The sequence below is a fragment of the Streptomyces sp. NPDC107765 genome (genome assembly GCF_055657085.1).
Map to the genome: position 1 here is coordinate 16,825 of NZ_JBVKBL010000002.1, position 22,973 is coordinate 39,797.

Below are 22,973 nucleotides of genomic sequence, written 5' to 3' on the forward strand. Positions count from 1 at the left end.
CCATGGCGGCGGTCGGGCAGGTCATCCGGTCCGAGTGGACCAAGATCAGATCGGTGCGGTCGACGGTGTGGACGCTGGGCATCGCCGTCCTGGTCACCGTCGGGCTGGGCATGCTGATCTGCACCCTGGCCAACCACGACTTCAACTCCATGCCGCCCCGGGACCGGCTGTCGTTCGACGCCACCAACATCAGCTTCGCCGGTATGGGACTGGGCCAGCTCGCGATGATCGTCTTCGGCGTGCTGGTGGTCTCCAACGAGTACAGCACCGGCATGATCCGCGCCTCGCTCGCCGCGGTACCGCAGCGCGGCACGTTCCTGTTCTGCAAACTGCTGGTCGCCACCGCGCTGGTCTTCGTCGTCGGCCTGGCCACCAGCTTCGTGACGTTCTTCGCCGGCCAGGCGATGCTGGGCGATCTGCGCGCCCACCTCGGCGACCCGGGCGTCCTGCGCGCCGTGATCGGCGGCGGCCTCTACATGACGCTGATCGCCCTGTTCTCGATGGCGGTCGCCACGATGCTGCGCAGCCCGATGCTGTCGCTGGGCATCCTGATGCCGTTCTTCTTCCTGATCTCCAACATCCTCGGCAACGTCTCCGCCACCAGGAAGATCGGCCGCTTCCTGCCCGACCAGGCCGGCTCGAAGATCATGCAGGTTGTCCCCCGCGCGGGCGAGGACGTCCCTTACGGACCGTGGGGCGGCCTCGGCATCATGATCGCTTGGACGCTGGTGGCCCTTGCCGGCGGCTACGTCCTCTTGAAACGCCGCGACGCGTGACGCGTGACGCTGCGCTTGGCTGTTCTCCCCACGTACCTGGCTTTCCCGCCGCGGGTGTTGTTCGCCGTTGCGCGCTTTGCGGCGCCCCGCACGTAGCTGGCTTTCTCGCCGCGGGGCTTGCTCGCCGTTGCGCTTTGCGGCGCCGCGTACGTTGTCGGCTGTCCCGCCGTGGTTGCTTCTCGCCGTTGCGCCTGGCGGCGGGCGTGGTGTTGTCGGGTGCGGTGCCGGCCCTCCAGACTTCGTCCTCCGGTCCAGCCCCTCCCGTGAGTGGGGGTTGGAAGGCCGGTGGGGGCGGGCGTCGTCGTTCCGGCTGTACCTCGCGTCGTGGGAAGGGGTGGTGGGTGTCGGGAATACCTCCCCGGGCCGTTGGGTTGAGGCCCTGCAAGGGGCGCTCGTAACCCTTACGGGTTCTGTTCGAGCATCCCGTAGGGGTAGCCAGGCCCCCTTGCATGCCTCAACGCCCGCCCCCACGCACCGCATTCCCATCCCCTCACGGGAGGGGACGGGCCGGAGGGGCCGGTTGTGTGGACGTAAAGCGTCAGCAGTCCACACAACCGGCCCCGCAGGCCCGTCACCGCACCCACCACAAACCCAGCCCGCCGCAGGCGCAACGACGAGACGCCCCGCGGCGGGACGGCCAAGTACGTACGCGGCGCCGCAAAGCACAACGGCGACCAAGCCCCGCGCCGGGAAAGACAGGTACGTGCGGCGCGCCGCAAAGCGCAACGGCGAGCAACCACCGCGGCGGGACAGCCAAGTACGTGGGCGGCACCGCAAAGCGCAGCGGACGGGATTACCGGAACCGTCAACGCACCGATAGCCTCCTAATCCTCACGGGGGCACGAGGGCGCCTCTGCCCCGACCATCTGCGAGGGGCGGAGAATGATCGAGGCAGTCGGCCTGACGAAGCGCTACGGCGCCAAGACGGCCGTGTACAACCTGTCGTTCCAGGTGCGGCCGGGCACGGTGACCGGCTTCCTGGGGCCCAACGGGTCCGGGAAGTCGACCACCATGCGGATGATTCTGGGGCTCGACGCACCGACGTCGGGGACCGCCACCATCGCCGGCCGCCCGTTCCGCAGCCTTCCGAACGCCCCACGCCAGGTGGGCGCGCTGCTCGACGCCAAGGCCGTGCACGGCGGCCGCAGTGCGCGCGCGCATCTGCTGTCGCTGGCGCAGCTGTCGGGCATTCCGGCCCGGCGGGTCGACGAGGTGCTGGGCGTGGTCGGTCTCCAGGACGTCGCCGGGCGACGGTCCAAGGGCTTCTCGCTGGGCATGGGCCAGCGGCTCGGCATCGCCTCGGCGCTGCTCGGCGATCCCCAGGTGCTGCTCTTCGACGAGCCTGTGAACGGCCTGGACCCGGAGGGCATCCTCTGGGTCAGGAACCTGATGAAGCAGCTCGCGTCCGAGGGACGTACCGTCTTCGTCTCCTCGCACCTGATGAGCGAAATGGCGCTGACCGCCGAGCACTTGATCGTGATCGGCCGCGGGCAGCTGCTCGCGGACATGTCGGTCAAGGACTTCATCTCGGCCAACTCGGCCGATTTCGCCCGGGTGCGGACGCCCGACTCCGAGCCGGAACAGCGCGAGAAGCTGACCGCGGCCATCGGCGAGGCGGGCGGTCGGGCTACGCCGGAGCCGGACGGTGCGCTGCGGGTGACGGGGCTGCCGCTGCCGCGGATCAGTGACCTCGCGCACGAGGCCGACGTCCGGCTGTGGGAGCTGTCGCCGCACCAGGCGTCCCTGGAAGAGGCGTACATGCGGATGACGCAGGGTGCCGTGGACTACCGCTCGACCAGCGACCCGCGGGCCGGTCTGCAGGAGGTCCCGGCGGGGTACGCCCCGCCGGGGTACGGCGGCCCGGGGGTTCCCGGCCAGCTGCCCAACCCGTACGCCCAGCAGGCGGCCGGCGCCGTTCCCGGGCCGGGGTACCCGCCGCCCGCGCCGGCTCAGGGTCACCCGTACGGGGCCTCCGCACCGTACGGGGCGCCCCACCCTTACGGGCAGCCGCCCGCCGCGCCGATGCCGCCCGCCGCCCCCGTCGACCAGACCGTGCCCCACACCGAGGAAGCCCGATGACCAGCCCTCAGCAGCCGCAGTCCCAGCCTGAGCGCGCCCCGCAGGAAGCCGCCGCCCAGCCGCCGGTGCCGCCCGCCGCGCCTCCCGTGCCGCCTGCCGCACCGCCCGCGCCGGAGCAGCCCGCGCCCGCCAAGGAAGCGGGCACGATGATGCTCCAGGCCCAGTCCCCCGCCCAGCCTCCGGCCAAGGAGGGCGGCACGATGATGCTCCAGGCGCAGCCGATGCCCGAGCCGCGGCCGCTCGCCGCGCACGGGCCCGGCAAGGGCAAGGACGCCGGCACGATGATGCTCCAGGCCCAGCCGCAGCAGGCCCAGCCCCAGCAGCCCCAGCCGCAGCAGCCCCAGCAGCAGGCCCAGCAGCAGCCGCCGGTCGCGCCGCCCGCCCAGGCCCCGCAGGCCGCCGCCCCGCAGGCGCAGCCTCCGGCCAACGGGGGCGGCACGATGATCCTCCAGGCGCAGCCGCCCGTACCGGCGCCCGCGCCGCAGGGGCAGCCGCAGGCCCAGGCGCAGCCGCCGGTCGCGCCGCCCGCCCCCATGGGAGCCGGTTACGTCTCGCCCATTCCGGTGCGGCCCGCCCATCTCGGCCATGCGCTGGCCTCGGAGTGGACCAAGATCCGCTCGGTGCGCTCGACGATCTGGACGCTGGGCGTGATGCTGCTGCTGATCGTCGGCATCGGTCTGCTCGCGACCCTCGCCGCCGGCTCGGAGCGCGAGATGGACCCGCTGCTCGCCGTCGGGTTCGTCGGCGTGCTGCTCGGCAGCCTCTGCGTGATCACCCTGGGCGTGCTGTCGATCTCCTCGGAGTACGGCACCGGCATGATCCGTACGACGCTGACCGCCTGCCCCAGCCGGGTGCGGGTGCTGACCGCGAAGGCGATCGTGTTCTTCGGGCTGGCGCTGGTGATCACCACGATCGCCACCACGCTGGTCGCGCTGCTCGACTTCGGGATGCTCAACGGCCCGGCGCCGACCACCGACCAGTGGCTGCGCGCCACCGTGGGCGCGGGTCTGTACGTCGCGCTGCTCGGTCTGCTGGCACTGAGTGTGGGCACGCTGCTGCGGCACTCGGCGGGTGCCATCAGCGCCATGATGGGCCTGGTGCTGCTGCCGATGCTGCTGGCGCTGTTCCTCCAGGGCGAGAGCGTGAAGGAGCTCCAGAAGGCGCTGATCGAGTACTCGGTACCCAGCGCGCTGGCGACGCTCTACGACATTCCGTTCCTGTCCAGCGGCCCCTCGGGCTGGACCCCGCTGTGGATCCTGGCCGGGCTCACCACGGTGGTGCTGGGCGGTGCCTACGCGGCCATCGCCCAGCGCGATGTCTAGGACGCCCCGGACCGGGTGAACCGGGCAATGCCTCAGTAGCGAGGCGCATTACGGGACCGCTGGAGCCGTGCGCTCCGGCGGTCCCGTGCGTTCCAGCAGGCCCGGTGCCAGTGGCGGCGGTCGTCGACGTCGCCGTACTGCGGCCAGGCGACGACGTGCGGGACGCCGGGCGGGATCTCCTGGTCGCAGCCGGGGCAGCGGTAGTGCTTGGCCGCGCCGCCGCCCCCGACCTGCCGTACGACCCACTCCTCGCCGCGCCATTCCTCGGTCCGTTCGAGCCCGTAACGGTCGCCGCCCGTGCGGTCGATGGGCTTCGCACCGCCCTGCTGACGGTTTCGACGCGGGGACACGGGCACACCTCATAAGGGGGGAAACGGGGTCACGGGCTGTCACCAGCGTACGCGGCACTCGGCACGACCCGTTCCGGACGGCAGGTTTCTGTGATCATCGGGAAATTCCCGGCGGGGCCGTGCCCTTGGCACGTGTCAGGCGTTGTTGCCTGTAAGGGGGGAGCCGCGTCGGCTGCGAGGAGGCAGAGAGCGATGCGTGTCGGAGCTTTCATCCTGGCCGCTCAATTCCCCGGTCAGGGACAGGGGGAAGCACTGCACCGGGCGGTGCGTTCCGCCGTGGTCGCGGAGAAGGCCGGCCTCGATGCGGTCTGGCTGGCGGAGCACCACTTCGTACCTTACGGCGTCTGCCCGAATGCGGTGACGCTGGCCGCGCTGCTGCTGGGCCGGACCCGTCGGATCGGTGTCGGGACGGCGGTGAGCGTGCTGCCGACCCAGCATCCGGTGGCGCTCGGCGAGTCCGCGGCGCTGCTGCACCTGACGTCCGAGGGGCGGTTCACGCTCGGCGTCGGCCGGGGCGGCCCGTGGGTGGATCTGGAGGTCTTCGGCTCCGGGCTCGCCGCGTACGACCACGGCTTCCCCGAGTCGCTCGATCTGCTGCTGCGCTGGCTGCGCGAGCCCCGGGTCGGTGCGCAGGGCGAGCGGTACGCCTTCCGCGAGGTGGCGGTGGTGCCGCGGCCGGATCAGGCGCTGATCGATCCGGACGAGCCGGGGGCCGGGCCGCCGGGCCCGCCCGTGGTGGTGGCCTGCACCTCCCCGTCGTCGGTGCGGATGGCCGCCGCGCGCGGGCTGCCCATGCTGCTGGGCATGCACTGCGGGGACGAGGAGAAGGCGGAGATGATCGCGCTGTGGCGGGCGGCCGCGCGTGAGGCCGGCCGGGACCCGGAGGAGATCGCCGCGGCCGCACACGTCTCGGCGGGTGTGGTGCAGATCGCCGATGCCCGTGAGGCCGCGACGGAGACCCTGATGAAGGCGATGCCCGGCTGGCTGCGCCAGGGGCTGGGCGCGCATGTGACGGTCGACGGCCGCTACCGGTCGATGCGTGATCCGCTGGCGTACACGGAGTTGCTGTGCGGGCTGCATCCGGTCGGCCCGCCGCAGTGGTGCGCGGACCGCCTGGCGGCGACGTCGGAGCGCACCGGCATCACCCGCTTCGCGCTGCTCGTCGAGGGCTCCGGTGATCTCGCGGCGACGGAGGAGAACGTCCGCCGGCTGGGCACGGAGGTCCTGCCGCAACTGGTGTGATCCGTGGGGCGGCGGCGTGCGGTTGCCGTCGTCGTGCGGTGGTGCTGCCGCTGGCGCACCGTCTGCGGGGCGCGCCCAACCCCGCGTACGGCAGCGGCAGCAACTCCGTTCAGCAGTCGCGGAGTTCGGGCGACTGATTGAGCAGCTGGCCCCGGACGGAGGTGAACCGGGCCAGCCGGTCGTCCACCGCAGGGTCGAGCGGGAAGACCGCCACCCGGTGGCAGTTCTGGAAGGCGAGGCGCACCCCGAAGTGGCGCTCCAGCGAACCACGGATCGCGTCACTCGCCAGTGCGCGCAGCAGCTGACCGCGCGCCTGCTCGTCCGGCGGCGGCGTCTGGTTGTCGGCGAACTCTCCGCCGTCGACCTTCAGCTGGGCCACCAGGGAGCTGATCATCCCCCATGCGTAGGGGAGGGAGTTCCGGACGCAGTCGACAAAAGCGGCTTCGTCGACCTCGCCTCGCTCGGCCTGTTCGAGGAGGGCCGGTGAGACGTCGAGCGACATGAGGTTCTCCTCTCGCGGCTCCGCCGGGACGGGCGGGGCCTAGGGCTGGGACAAGGGGTTCCGCGACGGAGCGTGTTCGCCTCACGACCCCCCGCTTCAACGGTATGCCGCGCAAGAGGCCCGCACCAGGAGATTGCACATACAACCGGCCATTGGTGAGCGCCTGGGGTGCGGGGGTTTCCCCCGTAAAGGCACCCCGGTCCAGGGCGAATCGCGTAGCCGGCCCTCGGTCGAGTAGCGTGGCGCACCATGCGTCTCGTCATTGCCCGCTGCTCCGTGGACTACGCGGGCCGGCTCACCGCCCACCTTCCCTCCGCACCGCGCCTCATTTTGGTGAAGGCGGACGGTTCGGTCTCCATCCACGCGGACGACCGGGCCTACAAACCCCTCAACTGGATGTCCCCGCCCTGCACTCTCAAGGAGGGCGACGGGGACGTGTGGACGGTGGAGAACAAGGGGGGCGAGAAGCTCATCATCACCCTCGAAGAGGTCATGCACGACTCCTCGCACGAGCTGGGCGTCGACCCGGGTCTCATCAAGGACGGTGTGGAGGCGCACCTCCAGGAACTCCTCGCGGACCGGATCGAAACCCTCGGCGAGGGCTATTCGCTGATTCGGCGTGAATACCCCACTGCCATCGGGCCGGTGGATATCTTGTGCCGGGACGCCGATGGGCAGACCGTGGCCGTCGAGATCAAGCGGCGCGGCGAGATCGACGGGGTCGAGCAGCTCACCCGTTATCTCGAACTCCTCAACCGCGACCCGCACCTGGCGCCGGTGAAGGGCGTCTTCGCGGCGCAGGAGATCAAGCCGCAGGCGCGGGTACTGGCCACCGACCGCGGCATCGGCTGCGTGGTGCTGGACTACGACGCCCTGCGCGGCATCGAGGACGACAAGCTCCGGCTGTTCTGACCCGGCCCCGGCGAAAACAGACCCGCATACGGCACACGGCGCGACGGCCCGGTCCTCTCGGTACCGGGCCGTCGCGCCGTGTCGTACGGGGGCGTTATGCGGCCGGGGCGCTCTGTGTGCCGGTGGACGAGGCCGTGCCGTCCGTGGCCGCCGGGGCGCTGCCCGTGGGCGCGGAGGCGGAGGCGGCGGTGCTCTGGGAGGGCTTCTCGGTCGCCGGGTCGGTCGTCGGGTCGGTCGGGGTGTTTGTCGGCCGGCCGGTGGGACCGGTCGGCGTGGAGGTGCTGGGCTCGTCGGTCGGCGGGTGCGTGGTCCGGGTCGGCCGGCCGGTGGGCGTGGTGGGCCGGTCCGTCGGGGTGGTGGGGTCGGCGGTCGGGTCGGCCGGGCCGGTGCCGGGGTCGGTGGGCTCGCCGGTGGTGGCGGAGCCGCTGGTCGACGGGGCCGGGCTGCCGGGGCGGCCGGTACGGGCGGGCTTGGCGCCGTGGCCGGTGGGCGGCAGGCCGGTGCCGGTGCTGGGGTCCGCGGCCGGCAGGTCGGGGCTGCTGCCGTCGTCGGTGGACTGCTCGGTGCTGACCTTGTTGTCGGGGGCGTCCTCGCCGCCGGAGGTCATGCCGAGGGTGATGACGGTGCCGAAGACGGCCACCAGCAGGGCTCCGGCGCCGGCCGCGACGAGGTTGCGGCGGGCACCGAGGAGTGCCTTGACGCCCTTGCCGCCGCCGGTGGCCGCGGTGGCCGGGAGGGCCGTGGTGGCCGCCGTCGAGGAGACGTTGCGGGAGGCCACGGTCGCCGAGGTCGCCCCGGCGGCGGACGGCAGCCGCAGCTTGGCGGTGGACACCGCGTCGGGCGAGGCGGGTCCGCCCGCGCGGGGCCCGGCGGGCTGCTTGCCGCCGGAGCCGGCCGGCGGGAGCTGCGGGACGGCCGTGGTGGCCGCGGAGGCGGCCCGGGACCGGTCGGTGACCAGTGCCAGCGCGCGCCGTCCGGCCACCGCGCCGTTGCGGTCGGAGAGCACCCCGCGCAGTCCGATGGACGCCTCCAGTTCGGCGCGGGCCCGGTCGAGGCTGCCGGTGCAGAGCGCGAGGACGCCCAGCTCGTGGTGGAAGTACGCCTCCTCGGCGACCTCGCCGGCCAGCCGGGCGGCCTCCTGGCCGTGCCGCAGGGCGCGTTCCCAGGCGCTCCAGTGCAGCGCGGCAGCGAAGGCGGGGGCGGCGGTACGGGCGAGCAGCACGGCCGCGCTGGCGTGTCCGCTCTCCCGGCTGCCGGTCAGTACGGCCATCGTGGCCAGCGCGGCGTCGGACTCGGCGGCGGCCCGCTCGGGAGTGACCGAGGGGTGGCCGGCCCACCAGGCGTAGTGCTGGGCGGCGGTGTGCGCCCGGGCGGTGGCGTCCTCGGCGTAGCCGGCCGCGGTGAGCTGGTCCAGGACGGTGGCGGCGAGCCGGTAGTGGCCGGCGACGGGGGTGATCAGTCCGCAGGCGAGCAGTTCGCCGAGGGCGGCGTCGGCGTGGGTGTCCTCGGTGAGGGCCGGCAGGTGCGCCTGGTGCGGCAGTTCGCCGCCGAGCGCGACGGCGAACCGCAGGGTCTCCCGGGCGGCGTCGCTCAGCCCCTCGGCGAGCAGCGGGGCGGGCGCGGCGGCCTCGCCGAGGGAGGGCAGCGGGGCCTCGGAAGCGTTCTCGGTGTCGTCTGTGCCGTCTGTGCCGTCCGTACCGGCGGTGTCCCGGCCGCCGTCCGTCGTCCCGGGCCGCTCGGCCGGGAAGAGGCCGTAGCCGTCGTCGAGGGCGCCGGCGCGGTTGCGGCGCCGGTCGCGCTGCCGGAGGAGGGCGGCGGCCTGCACGAACCGCAGCGGCAGCCCCTCGGACTCGAACCACAGGTCGGCGGCCCAGGCCGCCTCGTCGTCGGTGAGCGGCCGGTCCACGGCGCGTTCCAGCATCCGTACGCAGCCGGCCCGGCCGATGCCGCCGAGGAAGACCTCTTCGAGGTGCGATGCGGCGCTGGGCGCGGCGATGTCGGGGGTGGTGGCGATCAGGAAGGCGCACTCGGGGGTGGCGTCGAGCAGTTCGTCGAGCGCCGCGCCGCCGAATTCGAGGTCGTCGAGGACGACGATGGCGCCGATCTCGGCGACCAGGCGCAGCAGTTCGGGCCGGTCCGGGCGGTGCTGCGGGGCGCTGTGGACCGCGGCGAACAGGGCGTACAGCAGGTCGGTGGCGGTGCGGTGGTAGCCGGAGAGCCGGACCACGCCGTCGGGGGCGAGGTCGGCGCACTCGGTGGCGACGGCGTCCAGCAGGCGGGTGCGGCCGGAGCCCGCCGGGCCGGTGAGGCGTACCGAGCGGCCGCGGGAGAGCAGCCGGACCAGGCGCTCGATGTCCTCGGTGCGCTCTTCGAGCGTGGTGCCGTGCCCGGCGGATCCGGGCGGTCCCGGGGGCACCGGGGGTGCGGCGGCGCGGGCGGCCGCGGCGCGCTCCTGGGCGCTGAGCCTGACGGGTTCGGCGGGGCGTTCCCCGGGCGGGCAGGGCTCTATCTCGCTGCCGTCGACGGGGTTGACGGTGACGAGGTAGTTGCCCGAGACGAGCCGGACGACGCGGGCCGGGCCGCCGTGGCTGCCCTTCGCGCCGCCGAACGCGGGGGCCGGCGGATCGGCAGGAGTGCCCTGCTCGCCGTATTCCTCAGGTCCCCGGTGAGTGTTCGGGTCCATGCTGCAAGCTCCCACGTGTACCGTGCCGAATGCGCTCCGGCCGTCCGCGCGCGTCTGCCGCGGTAGGTGGCCCCCGCCGTCGCGTCCGGTCCGGTGTCCGCCGCGGATGATGGCATACGGGCGGGAACCGAACCTTAGACCCGCAGCGCGGCCTCTTGCACCGGCGGGGGCGGGCACTGCCCGAAAGCTCCCGGTTCAGCCGTTGTGGTGCGTTCTGTGCGTGCCCTCTCCGGGAGCGTGCGCGGGCTTCCGGAGAGGGTGCACAGGGCTTCCGGGAGTGCGCCGGTTCCCCGTTCCTCCGGCGCGCTCCCCTTTTCCCGTGCCCGGGCTGTCACACCCGGGGAAGCGATTCAGCTTCGATGCCGCCCTCGATGGCGAGGATGCGGTGGAGCCGGGTGGCGACCAGCAGGCGCTGCATCTGGGGCGGCACCCCGCGCAGTACCAGCCGCCGGTTGACCCGGCCGGCCCGGCGGTGTGCGCCCATGATCACACCGAGGCCGGTGGCGTCCCAGGAATCCAGCGCGGTGAGGTCCAGCACCAGGTCACCCCGACCGGAGTCGACGGCCGCGTGCAGCGCCGTCCGGGCGTCCGCCGCGCTGCGGACGTCGAGGCGGCCCTCGACGACCAGCTCGGCGTGGTCGCCCCTGATGTGCATATGCGCTCCCCTGTGTCATGGGTTCATGCATGGACGTCTACAGATCTGACTGCCTCTCATGCGGCGAAGTTGCCGCCTGTAAGCGAACCGATACCGAATTCACCCCATGGGGTGACCCCATCAGGCCCAATGACCTGACGCGGTATCAGTGCTCGTAGAAGCCCTGCCCACTCTTGCGTCCGATGTCGCCCGCGTCGACCATGCGTCGCATGATCTCCGGCGGCGCGAACTTCTCGTCCTGGGACTCGGTGTAGATGTTGTCGGTGGCGTGCAGCAGGATGTCGATGCCGGTCAGGTCGGCGGTGGCCAGCGGGCCCATCGCGTGTCCGAAGCCCAGCTTGCAGGCGGTGTCGATGTCCTCGGCGCTGGCCACGCCGGACTCGTAGAGCTTGGCGGCCTCGACGACCAGCGCCGAGATCAGCCGGGTGGTGACGAAGCCGGCCACGTCGCGGTTGACGACGACGCAGGTCTTGCCGACGGACTCGGCGAACTCCCGGGCCGTGGCGAGGGTTTCGTCGCTGGTCTTGTAACCGCGGACGAGTTCGCAGAGCTGCATCATCGGCACCGGCGAGAAGAAGTGCGTCCCGACGACCCGCTCGGGGCGGGAGGTGGCCGCGGCGATCTTGGTGATCGGGATGGCGGAGGTGTTGGAGGCCAGCACCGCCTCGTCCTTGACGAGCTTGTCCAGCGCCTGGAAGATCTCCCGCTTGACGTCGATCCGCTCGAAGACCGCCTCGACGACGATGTCCGCGTCGGCGACGGCTTCCAGGTCGGTCGTGGTGGTGATGCGCGCCAGCGCCTGCTCGGCGTCGGCCGCGGCCAGCTTCCCCTTGGTGACGAACTTCTCGTACGAGGCCTCGATGCCGCCCTTGCCGCGGGCCAGGGCCTCGTCCGTCACATCGCGGAGAACCACGTCCCAGCCCGCCTGGGCGGAGACCTGCGCGATACCGGACCCCATGAGTCCGGCGCCGATGACGGCGAGCTTCTTTGCCACTACTGTCCCCTCACACCCTGTGCATTTGAAAGTCTGTCGGTCTTCGGGTGACGTTAGCGGTCGTTGGCGATCCATTGGTGGGTAAGAGATGCGCGTCACGTCTCACATGACGGACATCACATCCGGGGCGGCCCTCCTGCGAGGCCGCGCCGCTCAGCCCGCCGCCCGCACCCCGTAGTTGAGGACCCGCTCGCTCAGCAGCTCCTCCATCTCGTCCAGCAGGACCAGCGCCTCGCGCGAGACCACCGCCGGCTTGCGGCCGGCGATCATCTCGTGGGCGATGGTCGTCATCAACGTCTGGTGCACCCAGTTGATCTGGCCGGCCATCAGGGCGGGCATCGGGTCGCCGACCGCCGCCCCGGTCTCCTCCCGGAGGGTGGCCTCCAGGTCCTCGTACTGCTCGCGCTGGAGGTGCCACAGGCGGGCCTGGAGGGCCGGCGAGCCGTGGACGACCTTCATGAAGCGCTCATAGCCCTCGATGAGCCCCACCTTGGGCGAAACGCTCTCCACCTCTTCGCGCAGCTCCCGCAGGACGGCGAGGGCGGCGGACTCCCCCGCGCGCCTGCCCCGTACGAACCGCGACAGCCGGTCGACGACCCCCTTGCTGCGGTCGAAGAAGAGGTCCTCCTTCGCCGGGAAGTAGTTGTACACGGTGTTGACGGAGACGTCGGCGGCCTCGGCGATCTCCGCGATGGTCACCGCGTCGAAGCCGCGCTCCAGGAAGAGACCGGTCGCCACGTCCGAGATGTACTGGCGGGTCTGCCGCTTCTTCCGCTCCCTGAGTCCCTCTGCCATGCCCTCAGGCTACCCCTGACTGGTGCCACTGAAATTTTGGGGGCGTTGCAATTTTTCAGTCTCTCTGTTTTTCTTGCGGCATGCCCGTACTCAGCGCGTCCGGACTCGCCCGGACCTTCCCCACCAAACGCGGCCCCGTCGAGGCCGTCCGCGGTATCGACCTCACCGTCGAGCGCGGCGAGATCCTCGGCTTCCTCGGCCCCAACGGCGCCGGCAAGACCACCACCCTGCGGATGCTCACCACCCTCCTCGCCCCCACCGGCGGCACCGCGACCGTCGCCGGCTGCGATCTGGCCCGCGATCCGGCCGGGGTGCGCCGCGCCTCCGGATACGTCGCCCAGTCCGGCGGCGTCGACCCGAACGTCTCGGTCCGCGAGGAACTCGTCACCCAGGCCCGCCTCTACCGCCTGGGCAAGGCCGAAGCCCGGGACCGCGCCGAGGAGTTGGCCGCCGACCTGGGCCTGACCGACCTCCTGGACCGCAAGACCGCGACCCTCTCCGGCGGCCAGCGGCGCCGGCTGGACGTCGCCATGGGCCTCACCCACCGCCCCGAGGTCCTCTTCCTCGACGAGCCGACCACCGGCCTCGATCCGGGCAGCCGCGCCGACCTGTGGGACCTGGTCCGCCGGATCCGCGCCGAGCACGACACGACCGTGTTCCTCACCACCCACTACCTCGACGAGGCCGATGCGCTCGCCGACCGGCTGGTGATCATCGACAAGGGAGTGGTGGCCGCCGACGGCACGCCGGACGCCCTCAAACGCGCCCACGGCGGCTCCCCCGACGCGTCCCTCCAGGACACCTTCCTCGCCATCACCGGCCGGGGCGGTATCCCGCCCCGGGACACCACCCCCCTCGCCGTCTAGGAGCCGACCCCATGCCCTCCCTCCTGTCCGACACCGCGCTGGTCTTCGGCCGCTACGCCCGGCAGACCCTGCGCTCGAAGCTCCAGATGCTCTTCGGCGTGCTGATGCCGCTGCTGTACCTGCTCTTCTTCGGCCCCTTGCTGACCGGGCTGCCGCTGCCCTCGGCCGGCAGTTCCTGGCAGGTGCTGGTGCCCGGCCTGCTGCTCCAACTCGGGCTGTTCGGCGCCTCGTTCTGCGGCTTCGGCATCATCGTCGAGAAGCAGTTCGGCGTCGTCGAGCGGATGCGGGTGACGGCGGTGAGCCGGTCCGCGCTGCTGCTGGGGCGGGTGCTGCGGGACGCCGCGCTGTTCGTCTTCCAGGCGGTGCTGCTGGTGCTGGCGGCGCTGGTGATGGGGCTGCGGGCACCGTTGCCCGGCATCCTCATCGGCTTCGCGTTCGTCGCCGTCCTGACCGTGGCGCTGGCCTCGCTGTCGTACGCGCTGGCGCTGCGGGTGAACTCGCCGCAGGAATTCGGGCCGGTGATCAACTCGGTCACCATGCCCTCGATGCTGCTGTCCGGGCTGATGCTGCCGATGACGCTGGCGCCGACGTGGCTGGACGTCCTCTCGCACGCCATGCCGTTCCGCTACCTCGTGGACGCGGTACGGGCGGCGTTCGTCGGCGACTACGCGTCCTCGGCGGTCCTGTACGGGACGCTCGTGGCACTCGCCCTCGCCGCGGTCTCCCTGGTGCTCGGCACCCGGGCCTTCCGGAGGGCCGCGGCGTAGTCTCGCCCGTATGGTGAATCTGACGCGCATCTACACCCGCACCGGCGACAAGGGCACCACGGCCCTGGGCGACATGAGCCGCACCGCCAAGACCGATTCGCGGATCGCGGCGTACGCCGACGCCAATGAGGCGAATGCGGTGATCGGGACCGCCATCGCCCTGGGACAGCTCGACACCGAGGTCGTCAAGGTCCTCACCCGCGTGCAGAACGACCTGTTCGACGTGGGCGCGGACCTGTCGACCCCGGTGGCCGAGAACCCCGAATTCCCCCCGCTGCGCGTCGAGCAGAGCTACATCGACAAGCTGGAGGCCGACTGCGACCGCTTCCTCGCCGAACTCGACAAGCTGCGCAGCTTCATCCTCCCGGGCGGCACCCCCGGCGCGGCCCTGCTGCACCAGGCCTGCACCGTCGTCCGCCGCGCCGAACGCTCCACCTGGGCCGCCTTCGAGGAACACGGCGACACCATGAACCCCCTCACCGCCACCTACCTCAACCGCCTCTCCGACCTCCTCTTCATCCTGGCCCGCACGGCCAACAAGGAGATCGGCGACGTCCTGTGGGTCCCGGGCGGCGAACGCTGACCCGCGGGCGGCGGGGCCCGGCTGGGGGCCCGGGGGTCATCCCCCGGGAAGACACAGCATCCTGGCCCGCACGGCCAACAAGGAGATCGGCGACGTCCTATGGGTCCCGGGCGGCGAACGCTGACCAGCGGGCGGCGGCGGGGCCCGGCTGGGGCCCGGGACCGGGCGGCGGGGCTGGCTGGGACGCCGGGACCCGGCGGCAGGCGCCGTCAGCGCAGGGTTTTCTGCTGCGGGGTGGGGGGCGCTTCGGTGGTGGGGGTGGCGGCGGGGGTGTCCCTCGGGGCCTTCTTCGGCCAGACGAGGTAGGTCAGGGCGATCACGCCGTGGATCATCAGGATGCGCAGCGAGGTGCCCTGCCAGCCGCGCAGCGACGCCGTGTCGCCGTCCGTACCGACGTACCAGATCGCCAGCTGCAGCAGCCCGACCGCGATGGCCACCCACACCACCGTGCGCAGCCAGAGCATCCCCTCGTGCTTCGCGCGGTCCATGCCGTAATGCTTCGGGGGCCGCGGGCCGCCCGCGAAGCGGTGCGCGAAGTGCCCGTCGACCCACTTGATCGTGTAGTGCCCGTAGGCGACCGTGTAGCCGATGTAGAGCGCGGCCAGTCCGTGTTTCCAGTCGGCGGAGGCGCCGTTCTTCAGGTCGATCGCGGTGACGATCAGCAGCACCAGCTCCAGCAGCGGTTCCAGCAGGAGCACCGCCGCCCCGGTCCGTGGCATCCGCGCCAGGTAGCGCAGGGCCAGGCCCCCCGCCAACAGCACCCAGAAGCCGACTTCACAGGCGATGATCAGCGTGACGACCACGGCCGCCTCCTCTCAGGATCTTCCACCGAACATCTCAAGCCTCCCAGCGGCGGCCGCCCGAAACGTCGTCACCTGCGACGATCCCGCGCTGCATCTTTCGATGTAGCCGGCGGAACGCGGGGATGACCGCGACGTGGAGGCAGCGGGCGCCGTCGCCGTGTTTGATGGAGGGGTGACCGCCAGCTCCCCCGCCGCCGTCGGCCGGCCGCACCGACTCGATCTGCTCATCGCGGGCGGCGGGCTGCTCGGCGGACTGCTGCTGTGGGCGCTGAACCTGCACGGCGGACCACCGCAGCTGGGACTGCCGCCCTGGCTCACCCTGCTCTCGCTCACCGCGATGTCCGGCGCGGAACTGCTGCGCCGGACCGCCCCGATGGCGGCCCTGGGCATCGCGGTGCCCGCACTGGCGCTGGACATCTGCGCCGGCACGCTCGTCGCCACCGTGCTGATGTTCACCGACGTCGTCTACGCGGCGGTGCTCTACGGCCCGGCCGCCGCGGCCCGCCGGATCCCCCCGCACTCGGTGCTGGGCACGGTCGTGGCGGCCGTCGCACTGACCGCGGCGTGGCCGGACCCGCAGGTCGTGATGGTCGTCATCGGCATCGCGGTGATCACCGTCGCACCGGCCTGGACCGGCCTGATCACCCGCAACCACCGCGACGCCGCCGAGGCCGCCCGACTGCGGGCCGAGCAGACCGCGCTGCTGGCCGAGATGGACCGCACCCAGGCGGTGGCGGGCGAACGCGCGCGGATGGCCCGGGAACTCCACGACATGGTCGCCAACCACCTGTCCGCGATCGCGATCCACGCCACCGCCGCCCAGTCCATCGACGACCCGTCCGCGACCCGCGAGGCGCTCGGCGTCATCCGGGAGAACAGCGTGCAGGGCCTGTCCGAAATGCGCCGGCTGATCGGCCTGTTGCGCGACCCGAAGGCCACCGCCGAGTACGCCGAGGAGCCGGCCGCCACCCCCACCCTCGACGGGCTGGACGCGCTGATCGCCCAGGCCCGCACGAACGGCGCGAGCAGCGGGCTGACCTTCGTCCTGGACGACGCCCGCCACCCGGACGGCACCGGGCCCGGGCCCCGCACCGCCGCCCCGTTCGAGCTGGCGGTCTACCGCATCGTCCAGGAGTCCCTGACCAACGCGCTCAAGCACGCCGCGCCCGGCGAGGTCCGGGTGCGGATCGCCCGCGACCGCGGCGGGGCGCTCACCGTCACCGTCCGCAGCCCGTTCGCCGACCGGCCCGGACCCCGGGCCCCGGGGTCGGGCACCGGCCTGGTCGGGATGCGCGAGCGGACCGCCCTGCTGGGCGGGGCATTCGAGGCCGGCCCGGAGAGCGGGCCGGCCGGCAGAGTCTGGCTGGTGCGGGCAGCGCTGCCCGCGGCCGAGGAGGAAGAGCAACGATGACAGGCGCCGACGCGCAGCCGATCCGGGTTCTCGTCGCCGAGGACCAGTCCGCCGTACGGGCCGGGCTGGTCCTCATCCTGCGCTCCGCCCCCGACATCGAGGTGGTCGGGGAGGCGGCGGACGGTGAGGAGGCGGTCCGGCTGGCGCGGGAGCTGCGGCCCGACCTCGTCCTGATGGACATTCAGATGCCGCGGCTGGACGGCGTCTCCGCCACCCGTCAGGTGGTCGCCGAGAAGCTGGCGGACGTCCTGGTGCTGACCACCTTCGACCTGGACGAGTACGTCTTCGGGGCGCTGCGGGCGGGCGCCGCCGGCTTCCTGCTCAAGGACAGCGATGCGGCTGCGCTCCTGACCGCGGTGCGCACGGTGGCGTCCGGCGAGGGCCTGATCGCGCCCGCGGTCACCCGGCGGCTGATCGCGGAATTCGCCAGCCCCCGTACGGCGGCACGGGCGGCGCGGGACGCGGACGCCCCCGATCCGGCGGTCCTGGACGCACTGACGCCGCGCGAACGCGAGGTACTGGGCTGTCTGGGCCGCGGCCTCTCCAACGCCGACATCGCCTTACGGCTGGCCATGGCCGAGGCCACCGTCAAGACCCACGTCAGCCGCCTGCTGGCCAAACTCGACCTGCGCAGCCGGGTCCAAGCGGCAGTACTGGCCCAGGAGTTGGGAGTCGACGGGCCGTAGGGAACCCCCCTCCGGCCGTGGAGAACGCCTTCCCCGGCCCCGGGGTATGCACAAGGGAATACCCTCCCCCACCTACGCGTTGTGGCCCCGCAGGGGGCCCGCGCGACCCTTAGGGGATCCGTTCGACCCGCCCGTAGGGGACCGGAGCCGTCCCCCGCACCCCCGCACACGCACGGGCGGCGCCCGCATCAGCCGTCAAGCCACCGGCACCCGCATCAGCCCTCAGGCCACAGGCCACCGTGACGCTCCCCCAGACTCCGTCCGGGGCAGTCCCGGGGCACCCCCATCCAACGAGGCCCCTTAATTACGCCACATTGACTCTCCCCCAGACTCCGTCCGGGAGGCACCCCCACCCAACGAGGCCCCTTAATTACGCCACATTGACTCGTTGTCCCGGCGGGGCCGCCTCCAGCCAGGCCAGGAAGCCCGTGAGCGCGTCCTCGCTCATGGCCAGTTCCAGGCGGGTGCCGCGGTGCCGGCAGGCCAGCACGATGGAGTCGGAGAGCAGGGCGAGCTCCTCCTCACCCTGCGGGGTGCGGCGCTCCAGCACCTCGATGGCGGAGCGCTCCAGCAGGCGGCGGGGCCGGGGCGCGTACGAGAAGACCCGGAACCACTCGATCCGGTCGCCGTTGTAGCGCGCCACGCCGTAGATCCAGCCCTTGCCGCTGGGCTCGTTCTCCGGCACGTTCCAGCGCAGACTGCAGTCGAAGGTGCCGCCGGACCGCTGGATGAGCCGCCGCCTCAGTCCGAAGACGAACAACCCCAGCAGCACCAGCACCACGACCGCGCCGCTCACAAGCAGAGCGAGGACCATCTCGACCGACCTCCTCGCCTCGTTGGGTGCCCCCGGACGGAACCCGGGGGTGGGAGTACCTCCCGCTTGCGGGGGAGGAAACGCACCTGCATTGCCTCAGCCGCGGGCCGCTCCGGAGAATTCCGGGCAGCCCGCGGCTGAGGATCGATCTCGTCGGTGGCGGGGCTCAGTGAACGCCCGTCACCGCACGCAGCCGGACATCGGCGCGACGCTCGGCGGCCGCGTCAGCGTCCGACTTCGCTCGCTCCAGGGCCCGCTCCGCGCGCTGGACATCGATCTCGTCCGACAGCTCGGCCACCTCTGCGAGCAGGGACAGCTTGTTGTCGGCGAACGAGATGAAGCCGCCGTGCACGGCGGCGACGACGGTGCCGTCCCCGCTCTCGCCGGTCGTACGAATCGTCACCGGGCCCGACTGCAGCACGCCGAGCAGCGGCTGGTGTCCGGGCATGACGCCGATGTCGCCCGACGAGGTGCGCGCGACGACCAGGCTGGCCTTGCCGGACCAGACCTGACGGTCGGCGGCGACCAACTCGACGTGCAGCTCAGCCACGATGGCTCCTCGGGTCTCCACCTGCCTGGTGTGGCAGATGTTGGGTCAAATACTAGTGGTCGTACGGACCGGGGGCGGCCAGGGCCGCCCCCGGGACCGTTACGGGGGTCAGGAGACGCCCAGCTCCTTGGCGTTCTTCTTCAGGTCCTCGAGACCGCCGCACATGAAGAAGGCCTGCTCGGGGAAGTGGTCGTAGTCACCGTCGGCAATGGCGTTGAACGCGGCGATGGACTCGTCCAGCGGCACGTCCGAGCCGTCGACACCGGTGAACTGCTTCGCCACGTGGGTGTTCTGCGACAGGAACCGCTCGATCCGACGGGCGCGGTGGACGGTGAGCTTGTCCTCCTCGCCCAGCTCGTCGATACCCAGAATCGCGATGATGTCCTGGAGGTCCTTGTACTTCTGCAGGATCGTCTTGACGCGCGACGCGCAGTCGTAGTGCTCCTGCGTGATGTAGCGCGGGTCCAGGATGCGGGACGTCGAGTCCAGCGGGTCGACCGCCGGGTAGATGCCCTTCTCCGAGATCGGACGGGAGAGAACCGTCGTCGCGTCGAGGTGCGCGAAGGTCGTCGCCGGCGCCGGGTCGGTCAGGTCGTCCGCGGGGACGTAGATCGCCTGCATCGAGGTGATCGAGTGACCACGGGTCGAGGTGATGCGCTCCTGCAGCAGACCCATCTCGTCCGCCAGGTTCGGCTGGTAACCCACCGCGGACGGCATACGGCCGAGCAGCGTGGAGACCTCGGAACCCGCCTGGGTGTAGCGGAAGATGTTGTCGATGAAGAAGAGCACGTCCTGCTTCTGCACATCGCGGAAGTACTCCGCCATGGTCAGACCCGCCAGGGCGACGCGCAGACGGGTGCCCGGGGGCTCGTCCATCTGGCCGAAGACCAGTGCGGTCTTGTCGATGACGCCGGAGTCCGTCATCTCCTCGATGAGGTCGTTGCCCTCACGGGTGCGCTCACCGACACCGGCGAACACCGACACACCGTCGTGGTTGTTGGCCACGCGGTAGATCATTTCCTGGATCAGAACGGTCTTGCCGACACCGGCGCCACCGAACAGACCGATCTTGCCGCCCTTGACGTACGGGGTCAGCAGGTCGATGACCTTGACGCCGGTCTCGAACATCTCGGTCTTGGACTCGAGCTGGTCGAAGGACGGGGCCTTGCGGTGGATGGGCCAGCGCTCGGTGACCTCGACCGTGGACGGGTCCACGTTCAGGATCTCGCCGAGGGTGTTGAACACCTTGCCCTTGGTGACGTCACCGACCGGGACGGTGATCCCGGCGCCGGTGTCGGTCACCGCGGCCTGGCGGACCAGACCGTCGGTGGGCTGCATCGAGATGGCACGGACCAGGCCCTCGCCCAGGTGCTGGGCAACCTCGAGGGTCAGGACCTTGAGCGCTCCGGCCTCGGCCGGGTCGGCGACCTCGACGGTCAGCGCGTTGTAGATCTCCGGCATCGCGTCGACGGGGAACTCCACGTCGACGACCGGGCCGATGACCCGGGCGACGCGGCCCGTTGCCGTGGCCGTTTCAACAGTGGTGGTCATAGTGGTCAGTCACTCCCCGCGGTCGCGTCGGCCAGAGCACTGGCGCCACCGACGATCTCGCTGATTTCCTGGGTGATTTCGGCCTGTCGGGCCGCGTTGGCAAGCCGCGAGAGCGACTTGATGAGCTCTTCTGCGTTGTCGGTCGCCGACTTCATCGCGCGCCGGGTGGCGGCGTGCTTGGAGGCGGCGGCCTGCAGCAGCGCGTTGTAGATCCGCGACTCGACGTACCGCGGAAGCAGGGCGTCGAGGACGTCCTCGGCCGACGGCTCGAAGTCGAACAGCGGAAGGATCTCCCCCTTGGACGCCTCGGCCGACTCCTCGGCCGCCTTGTCCAGGGACAGCGGCAGCAGCCGGTCGTCGATCGCCGTCTGCGTCATCATCGAGATGAACTCGGTGGTGACGATGTGGAGTTCGTCCACACCACCCTCGGCGGTGTCCTTCTGGACCGCCGCGATGAGCGGTGCGGCGACCGCCTTGGCGTCCGCATACGTCGGGCTGTCGGTGAAGCCGGTCCACGACTCCACGACCTTGCGCTCGCGGAAGCTGTAGTACGACACACCCTTGCGGCCGACGATGTAGGCGTCGACCTCTTTGCCCTCGGCCTTGAGCCGCTCGGTGAGCTGCTCGGCGGCCTTGATGACGTTGGAGGAGTAACCGCCGGCCAGACCGCGGTCGCTCGTGATGAGCAGCAGTGCGGCCCGGACCGGGCGCTCCGCCTCGGTCGTCAGCGGGTGCTGGGTGTTCGAGCCGGTGGCAACCGCCGTCACCGCGCGGGTCAGTTCACTCGCGTACGGCGTCGATGCCGCCACCTGGCGCTGCGCCTTGACGACGCGCGAGGCGGCGATCATCTCCATCGCCTTGGTGATCTTCTTGGTCGCGGAGACGGAGCGGATGCGACGCTTGTAGACCCGGAGCTTGGCTCCCATGGATCAGGTCCCTTCCGTCGTCACTTGGCGGTGCCGGCCGGGGTGTCCTCGCCGAGCAGCTTGCCGGTCGAGGTCTCGAACTGCCGCTTGAAGCCCTCGACGGCCTCGGAGATCGCACCGATGGTGTCGTCGGACATCTTGGCGCCCTCACGGATGCTCGTGAGCAGCTCCTTCTTGTCCCGGTGCAGGTGGTCCAGGAGCTCCCGCTCGAAGCGGCGGATGTCCTCGACCGGCACGTCGTCCATCTTGCCGTTGGTGCCGGCCCAGATGGAGACGACCTGGTCCTCGACCGGGTACGGGTTGTACTGGCTCTGCTTGAGCAGCTCGGTCATGCGCTTACCGCGCTCCAGCTGCGCCTTGGAGGCCGCGTCCAGGTCGGAACCGAAGGCGGCGAACGCCTCCAGCTCGCGGTACTGGGCGAGGTCCACGCGGAGCCGGCCGGACACCTGGCGCATGGCCTTGTGCTGGGCGGAGCCACCGACACGGGAGACCGAGATACCGACGTTCAGGGCCGGACGCTGACCGGCGTTGAACAGGTCGGACTCCAGGAAGCACTGGCCGTCGGTGATGGAGATGACGTTGGTCGGGATGAACGCCGACACGTCGTTCGCCTTGGTCTCGACGATCGGGAGACCGGTCATGGAGCCGGCGCCCATGTCGTCGGAGAGCTTGGCGCAGCGCTCCAGCAGACGCGAGTGCAGGTAGAAGACGTCGCCCGGGTAGGCCTCGCGGCCCGGCGGACGGCGCAGGAGCAGGGACACGGCGCGGTAGGCGTCGGCCTGCTTCGAGAGGTCGTCGAAGATGATCAGGACGTGCTTGCCCTGGTACATCCAGTGCTGGCCGATGGCCGAGCCGGTGTAGGGCGCGAGGTACTTGAAGCCCGCCGGGTCGGACGCCGGGGCGGCGACGATGGTGGTGTACTCCAGGGCGCCGGCCTCCTCCAGCGCGCCGCGCACGGACGCGATGGTGGAGCCCTTCTGGCCGATGGCGACGTAGATGCAGCGGACCTGCTTCTTGGGGTCGCCCGAGCGCCAGTTGTCGCGCTGGTTGATGATCGTGTCGACGGCCAGGGCGGTCTTGCCGGTCTGGCGGTCACCGATGATCAGCTGACGCTGGCCGCGGCCGATCGGCACCATCGAGTCGACGGCCTTGTAGCCGGTCTGCATCGGCTCGTGGACCGACTTGCGGACCATGACGCCCGGAGCCTGCAGCTCCAGGGCACGGCGACCCTCGGTCTCGATCTCGCCGAGGCCGTCGATCGGGTTGCCCAGCGGGTCGACGACGCGGCCGAGGTAGCCCTCGCCCACGGCGACCGAGAGCACCTCACCGGTGCGCTGCACCGGCTGGCCCTCCTCGATACCGCCGAACTCGCCGAGGACCACCGCACCGATCTCGCGCTCTTCCAGGTTCAGCGCCAGACCGAGCGTGCCGTCCTCGAACTTCAGCAGCTCGTTCGCCATCGCCGAGGGAAGGCCCTCGACCTTCGCGATGCCGTCTCCGGCCTCGCTTACCGTGCCGACCTCCTCGCGCGAGGCCGCGTCCGGCTTGTACGCCTGGACGAAGTTCTCCAGCGCGTCCCGGATCTCCTCCGGCCGGATCGTGAGCTCCGCCATCTGGGTTCCCTGCTCTCCTTGTTGGGCCCGAAGTTACTTGCGGGGTCTGGGGTGGTCCCCAGGGGCTTTCCGCTTACGGCCCAACTCGGGCCG

General features: G+C 71.5%; 22 protein-coding genes. 10 read left to right on the top strand and 12 right to left on the bottom strand.

Annotation, left to right across the window (positions count from 1 at the left end; all coding sequences use genetic code 11):
* Nucleotides 1-2: 2 nt before the first annotated feature.
* The 3 genes from ACZ7MX_RS04570 (at nt 3) to ACZ7MX_RS04580 (ending at nt 4,177) form a co-directional block, all read left to right on the top strand.
* Nucleotides 3-776: an ABC transporter permease gene (locus tag ACZ7MX_RS04570; protein WP_472129344.1), complete on the top strand. Its 774-nt coding sequence runs from the start codon at nt 3-5 to the stop codon at nt 774-776.
* A gap of 882 nt (nt 777-1,658) precedes the next feature.
* Nucleotides 1,659-2,855 (top strand): ABC transporter ATP-binding protein, encoded by a 1,197-nt coding sequence (locus tag ACZ7MX_RS04575; RefSeq protein ID WP_472129346.1) that lies wholly within the window; start codon nt 1,659-1,661, stop codon nt 2,853-2,855.
* Nucleotides 2,856-3,139: 284 nt separating this feature from the next.
* Nucleotides 3,140-4,177, top strand: a complete 1,038-nt coding sequence (locus ACZ7MX_RS04580) for an ABC transporter permease (protein ID WP_472130543.1) — start codon at nt 3,140-3,142, stop codon at nt 4,175-4,177.
* A 32-nt stretch (nt 4,178-4,209) separates the two neighbouring features.
* On the opposite strand, the gene ACZ7MX_RS04585 is transcribed toward ACZ7MX_RS04580, so the two are convergent.
* Nucleotides 4,210-4,527 carry an ATP/GTP-binding protein gene (locus ACZ7MX_RS04585; RefSeq protein WP_472129348.1) on the bottom strand — a complete coding sequence of 106 codons (318 nt, stop codon included), beginning with the start codon at nt 4,525-4,527 and terminating at the stop codon, nt 4,210-4,212.
* Between the two features lie 192 nt (nt 4,528-4,719).
* On the opposite strand from ACZ7MX_RS04585, the gene ACZ7MX_RS04590 reads away from it, so the two are divergent.
* Entirely contained in the window at nt 4,720-5,769 is a 1,050-nt protein-coding gene (locus ACZ7MX_RS04590; RefSeq protein ID WP_472129350.1) for an LLM class flavin-dependent oxidoreductase, read from the top strand.
* Between the two features lie 109 nt (nt 5,770-5,878).
* Here ACZ7MX_RS04590 and ACZ7MX_RS04595 read toward each other — a convergent pair whose 3' ends face one another.
* The gene (locus ACZ7MX_RS04595) at nt 5,879-6,271 is read right to left on the bottom strand and encodes an SCO5389 family protein (RefSeq protein ID WP_030414121.1); all 393 of its coding nucleotides are present in this window, start codon (nt 6,269-6,271) and stop codon (nt 5,879-5,881) included.
* Between the two features lie 249 nt (nt 6,272-6,520).
* Here ACZ7MX_RS04595 and nucS point away from each other — a divergent pair, with 249 nt between their 5' ends.
* Complete coding sequence (gene nucS / locus ACZ7MX_RS04600) at nt 6,521-7,183, top strand: endonuclease NucS (protein WP_030414122.1); 663 nt, start codon at nt 6,521-6,523, stop codon at nt 7,181-7,183.
* Between the two features lie 94 nt (nt 7,184-7,277).
* On the opposite strand, the gene ACZ7MX_RS04605 is transcribed toward nucS, so the two are convergent.
* The 4 genes from ACZ7MX_RS04605 to ACZ7MX_RS04620 all read right to left on the bottom strand — a co-directional run bounded on the left by ACZ7MX_RS04605 (nt 7,278) and on the right by ACZ7MX_RS04620 (nt 12,310).
* Complete coding sequence (locus ACZ7MX_RS04605; RefSeq protein WP_472129351.1) at nt 7,278-9,866, bottom strand: ATP-binding protein; 2,589 nt, start codon at nt 9,864-9,866, stop codon at nt 7,278-7,280.
* A gap of 331 nt (nt 9,867-10,197) precedes the next feature.
* Nucleotides 10,198-10,521 (bottom strand): STAS domain-containing protein, encoded by a 324-nt coding sequence (locus ACZ7MX_RS04610; protein ID WP_451110754.1) that lies wholly within the window; start codon nt 10,519-10,521, stop codon nt 10,198-10,200.
* A gap of 145 nt (nt 10,522-10,666) precedes the next feature.
* Nucleotides 10,667-11,515, bottom strand: coding sequence for a 3-hydroxyacyl-CoA dehydrogenase family protein (locus ACZ7MX_RS04615; protein WP_472129352.1), 849 nt, complete (start codon nt 11,513-11,515; stop codon nt 10,667-10,669).
* Nucleotides 11,516-11,668: 153 nt separating this feature from the next.
* Nucleotides 11,669-12,310, bottom strand: coding sequence for a TetR/AcrR family transcriptional regulator (locus ACZ7MX_RS04620; RefSeq protein ID WP_472129353.1), 642 nt, complete (start codon nt 12,308-12,310; stop codon nt 11,669-11,671).
* 80 nt (nt 12,311-12,390) lie between these two features.
* Here ACZ7MX_RS04620 and ACZ7MX_RS04625 point away from each other — a divergent pair, with 80 nt between their 5' ends.
* Genes ACZ7MX_RS04625 through ACZ7MX_RS04635 form a run of 3 tightly spaced genes read left to right on the top strand, consistent with a single transcriptional unit; the run spans nt 12,391 to nt 14,526 of the window.
* Nucleotides 12,391-13,176 (top strand): ABC transporter ATP-binding protein, encoded by a 786-nt coding sequence (locus ACZ7MX_RS04625; protein ID WP_472129354.1) that lies wholly within the window; start codon nt 12,391-12,393, stop codon nt 13,174-13,176.
* Nucleotides 13,177-13,187: 11 nt separating this feature from the next.
* Complete coding sequence (locus ACZ7MX_RS04630) at nt 13,188-13,943, top strand: ABC transporter permease (RefSeq protein ID WP_472129355.1); 756 nt, start codon at nt 13,188-13,190, stop codon at nt 13,941-13,943.
* A 10-nt stretch (nt 13,944-13,953) separates the two neighbouring features.
* Nucleotides 13,954-14,526: a cob(I)yrinic acid a,c-diamide adenosyltransferase gene (locus tag ACZ7MX_RS04635; protein ID WP_472129357.1), complete on the top strand. Its 573-nt coding sequence runs from the start codon at nt 13,954-13,956 to the stop codon at nt 14,524-14,526.
* A 209-nt stretch (nt 14,527-14,735) separates the two neighbouring features.
* Here ACZ7MX_RS04635 and ACZ7MX_RS04640 read toward each other — a convergent pair whose 3' ends face one another.
* Nucleotides 14,736-15,329, bottom strand: coding sequence for a hypothetical protein (locus tag ACZ7MX_RS04640; RefSeq protein WP_472129358.1), 594 nt, complete (start codon nt 15,327-15,329; stop codon nt 14,736-14,738).
* Between the two features lie 172 nt (nt 15,330-15,501).
* Here ACZ7MX_RS04640 and ACZ7MX_RS04645 point away from each other — a divergent pair, with 172 nt between their 5' ends.
* The gene (locus tag ACZ7MX_RS04645) at nt 15,502-16,740 is read left to right on the top strand and encodes a sensor histidine kinase (protein WP_472129360.1); all 1,239 of its coding nucleotides are present in this window, start codon (nt 15,502-15,504) and stop codon (nt 16,738-16,740) included.
* Nucleotides 16,737-17,426, top strand: a complete 690-nt coding sequence (locus tag ACZ7MX_RS04650; RefSeq protein ID WP_472129362.1) for a response regulator — start codon at nt 16,737-16,739, stop codon at nt 17,424-17,426. Before ACZ7MX_RS04645 ends, ACZ7MX_RS04650 begins: the two co-directional genes overlap by 4 nt.
* A gap of 370 nt (nt 17,427-17,796) precedes the next feature.
* On the opposite strand, the gene ACZ7MX_RS04655 is transcribed toward ACZ7MX_RS04650, so the two are convergent.
* The 5 genes from ACZ7MX_RS04655 to atpA form a co-directional block, all read right to left on the bottom strand.
* Nucleotides 17,797-18,240, bottom strand: coding sequence for a DUF2550 domain-containing protein (locus ACZ7MX_RS04655; protein ID WP_030414133.1), 444 nt, complete (start codon nt 18,238-18,240; stop codon nt 17,797-17,799).
* A 166-nt stretch (nt 18,241-18,406) separates the two neighbouring features.
* The gene (locus ACZ7MX_RS04660; protein WP_261955682.1) at nt 18,407-18,790 is read right to left on the bottom strand and encodes a F0F1 ATP synthase subunit epsilon; all 384 of its coding nucleotides are present in this window, start codon (nt 18,788-18,790) and stop codon (nt 18,407-18,409) included.
* A 108-nt stretch (nt 18,791-18,898) separates the two neighbouring features.
* Nucleotides 18,899-20,341 (bottom strand): F0F1 ATP synthase subunit beta, encoded by a 1,443-nt coding sequence (atpD, locus tag ACZ7MX_RS04665; protein ID WP_472129363.1) that lies wholly within the window; start codon nt 20,339-20,341, stop codon nt 18,899-18,901.
* 5 nt (nt 20,342-20,346) lie between these two features.
* Entirely contained in the window at nt 20,347-21,267 is a 921-nt protein-coding gene (locus ACZ7MX_RS04670) for a F0F1 ATP synthase subunit gamma (RefSeq protein ID WP_472129365.1), read from the bottom strand.
* A 20-nt stretch (nt 21,268-21,287) separates the two neighbouring features.
* Nucleotides 21,288-22,880, bottom strand: coding sequence for a F0F1 ATP synthase subunit alpha (atpA, locus tag ACZ7MX_RS04675; protein WP_472129367.1), 1,593 nt, complete (start codon nt 22,878-22,880; stop codon nt 21,288-21,290).
* Nucleotides 22,881-22,973: the final 93 nt, after the last annotated feature.

Bases quoted from the DNA above. Each gene is read 5' to 3' on its own strand.
- ACZ7MX_RS04570 (WP_472129344.1), top strand. From the start codon at position 3: ATGGCGGCGGTCGGGCAGGTCATCCGGTCCGAGTGGACCAAGATCAGA.
- ACZ7MX_RS04575 (WP_472129346.1), top strand. From the start codon at position 1,659: ATGATCGAGGCAGTCGGCCTGACGAAGCGCTACGGCGCCAAGACGGCC.
- ACZ7MX_RS04580 (WP_472130543.1), top strand. From the start codon at position 3,140: ATGCTCCAGGCCCAGCCGCAGCAGGCCCAGCCCCAGCAGCCCCAGCCG.
- ACZ7MX_RS04590 (WP_472129350.1), top strand. From the start codon at position 4,720: ATGCGTGTCGGAGCTTTCATCCTGGCCGCTCAATTCCCCGGTCAGGGA.
- ACZ7MX_RS04595 (WP_030414121.1), bottom strand. From the start codon at position 6,271: ATGTCGCTCGACGTCTCACCGGCCCTCCTCGAACAGGCCGAGCGAGGC.
- nucS (WP_030414122.1), top strand. From the start codon at position 6,521: ATGCGTCTCGTCATTGCCCGCTGCTCCGTGGACTACGCGGGCCGGCTC.
- ACZ7MX_RS04605 (WP_472129351.1), bottom strand. From the start codon at position 9,866: ATGGACCCGAACACTCACCGGGGACCTGAGGAATACGGCGAGCAGGGC.
- ACZ7MX_RS04610 (WP_451110754.1), bottom strand. From the start codon at position 10,521: ATGCACATCAGGGGCGACCACGCCGAGCTGGTCGTCGAGGGCCGCCTC.
- ACZ7MX_RS04620 (WP_472129353.1), bottom strand. From the start codon at position 12,310: ATGGCAGAGGGACTCAGGGAGCGGAAGAAGCGGCAGACCCGCCAGTAC.
- ACZ7MX_RS04625 (WP_472129354.1), top strand. From the start codon at position 12,391: ATGCCCGTACTCAGCGCGTCCGGACTCGCCCGGACCTTCCCCACCAAA.
- ACZ7MX_RS04630 (WP_472129355.1), top strand. From the start codon at position 13,188: ATGCCCTCCCTCCTGTCCGACACCGCGCTGGTCTTCGGCCGCTACGCC.
- ACZ7MX_RS04635 (WP_472129357.1), top strand. From the start codon at position 13,954: ATGGTGAATCTGACGCGCATCTACACCCGCACCGGCGACAAGGGCACC.
- ACZ7MX_RS04650 (WP_472129362.1), top strand. From the start codon at position 16,737: ATGACAGGCGCCGACGCGCAGCCGATCCGGGTTCTCGTCGCCGAGGAC.
- ACZ7MX_RS04655 (WP_030414133.1), bottom strand. From the start codon at position 18,240: ATGGTCCTCGCTCTGCTTGTGAGCGGCGCGGTCGTGGTGCTGGTGCTG.
- atpD (WP_472129363.1), bottom strand. From the start codon at position 20,341: ATGACCACCACTGTTGAAACGGCCACGGCAACGGGCCGCGTCGCCCGG.
- ACZ7MX_RS04670 (WP_472129365.1), bottom strand. From the start codon at position 21,267: ATGGGAGCCAAGCTCCGGGTCTACAAGCGTCGCATCCGCTCCGTCTCC.
- atpA (WP_472129367.1), bottom strand. From the start codon at position 22,880: ATGGCGGAGCTCACGATCCGGCCGGAGGAGATCCGGGACGCGCTGGAG.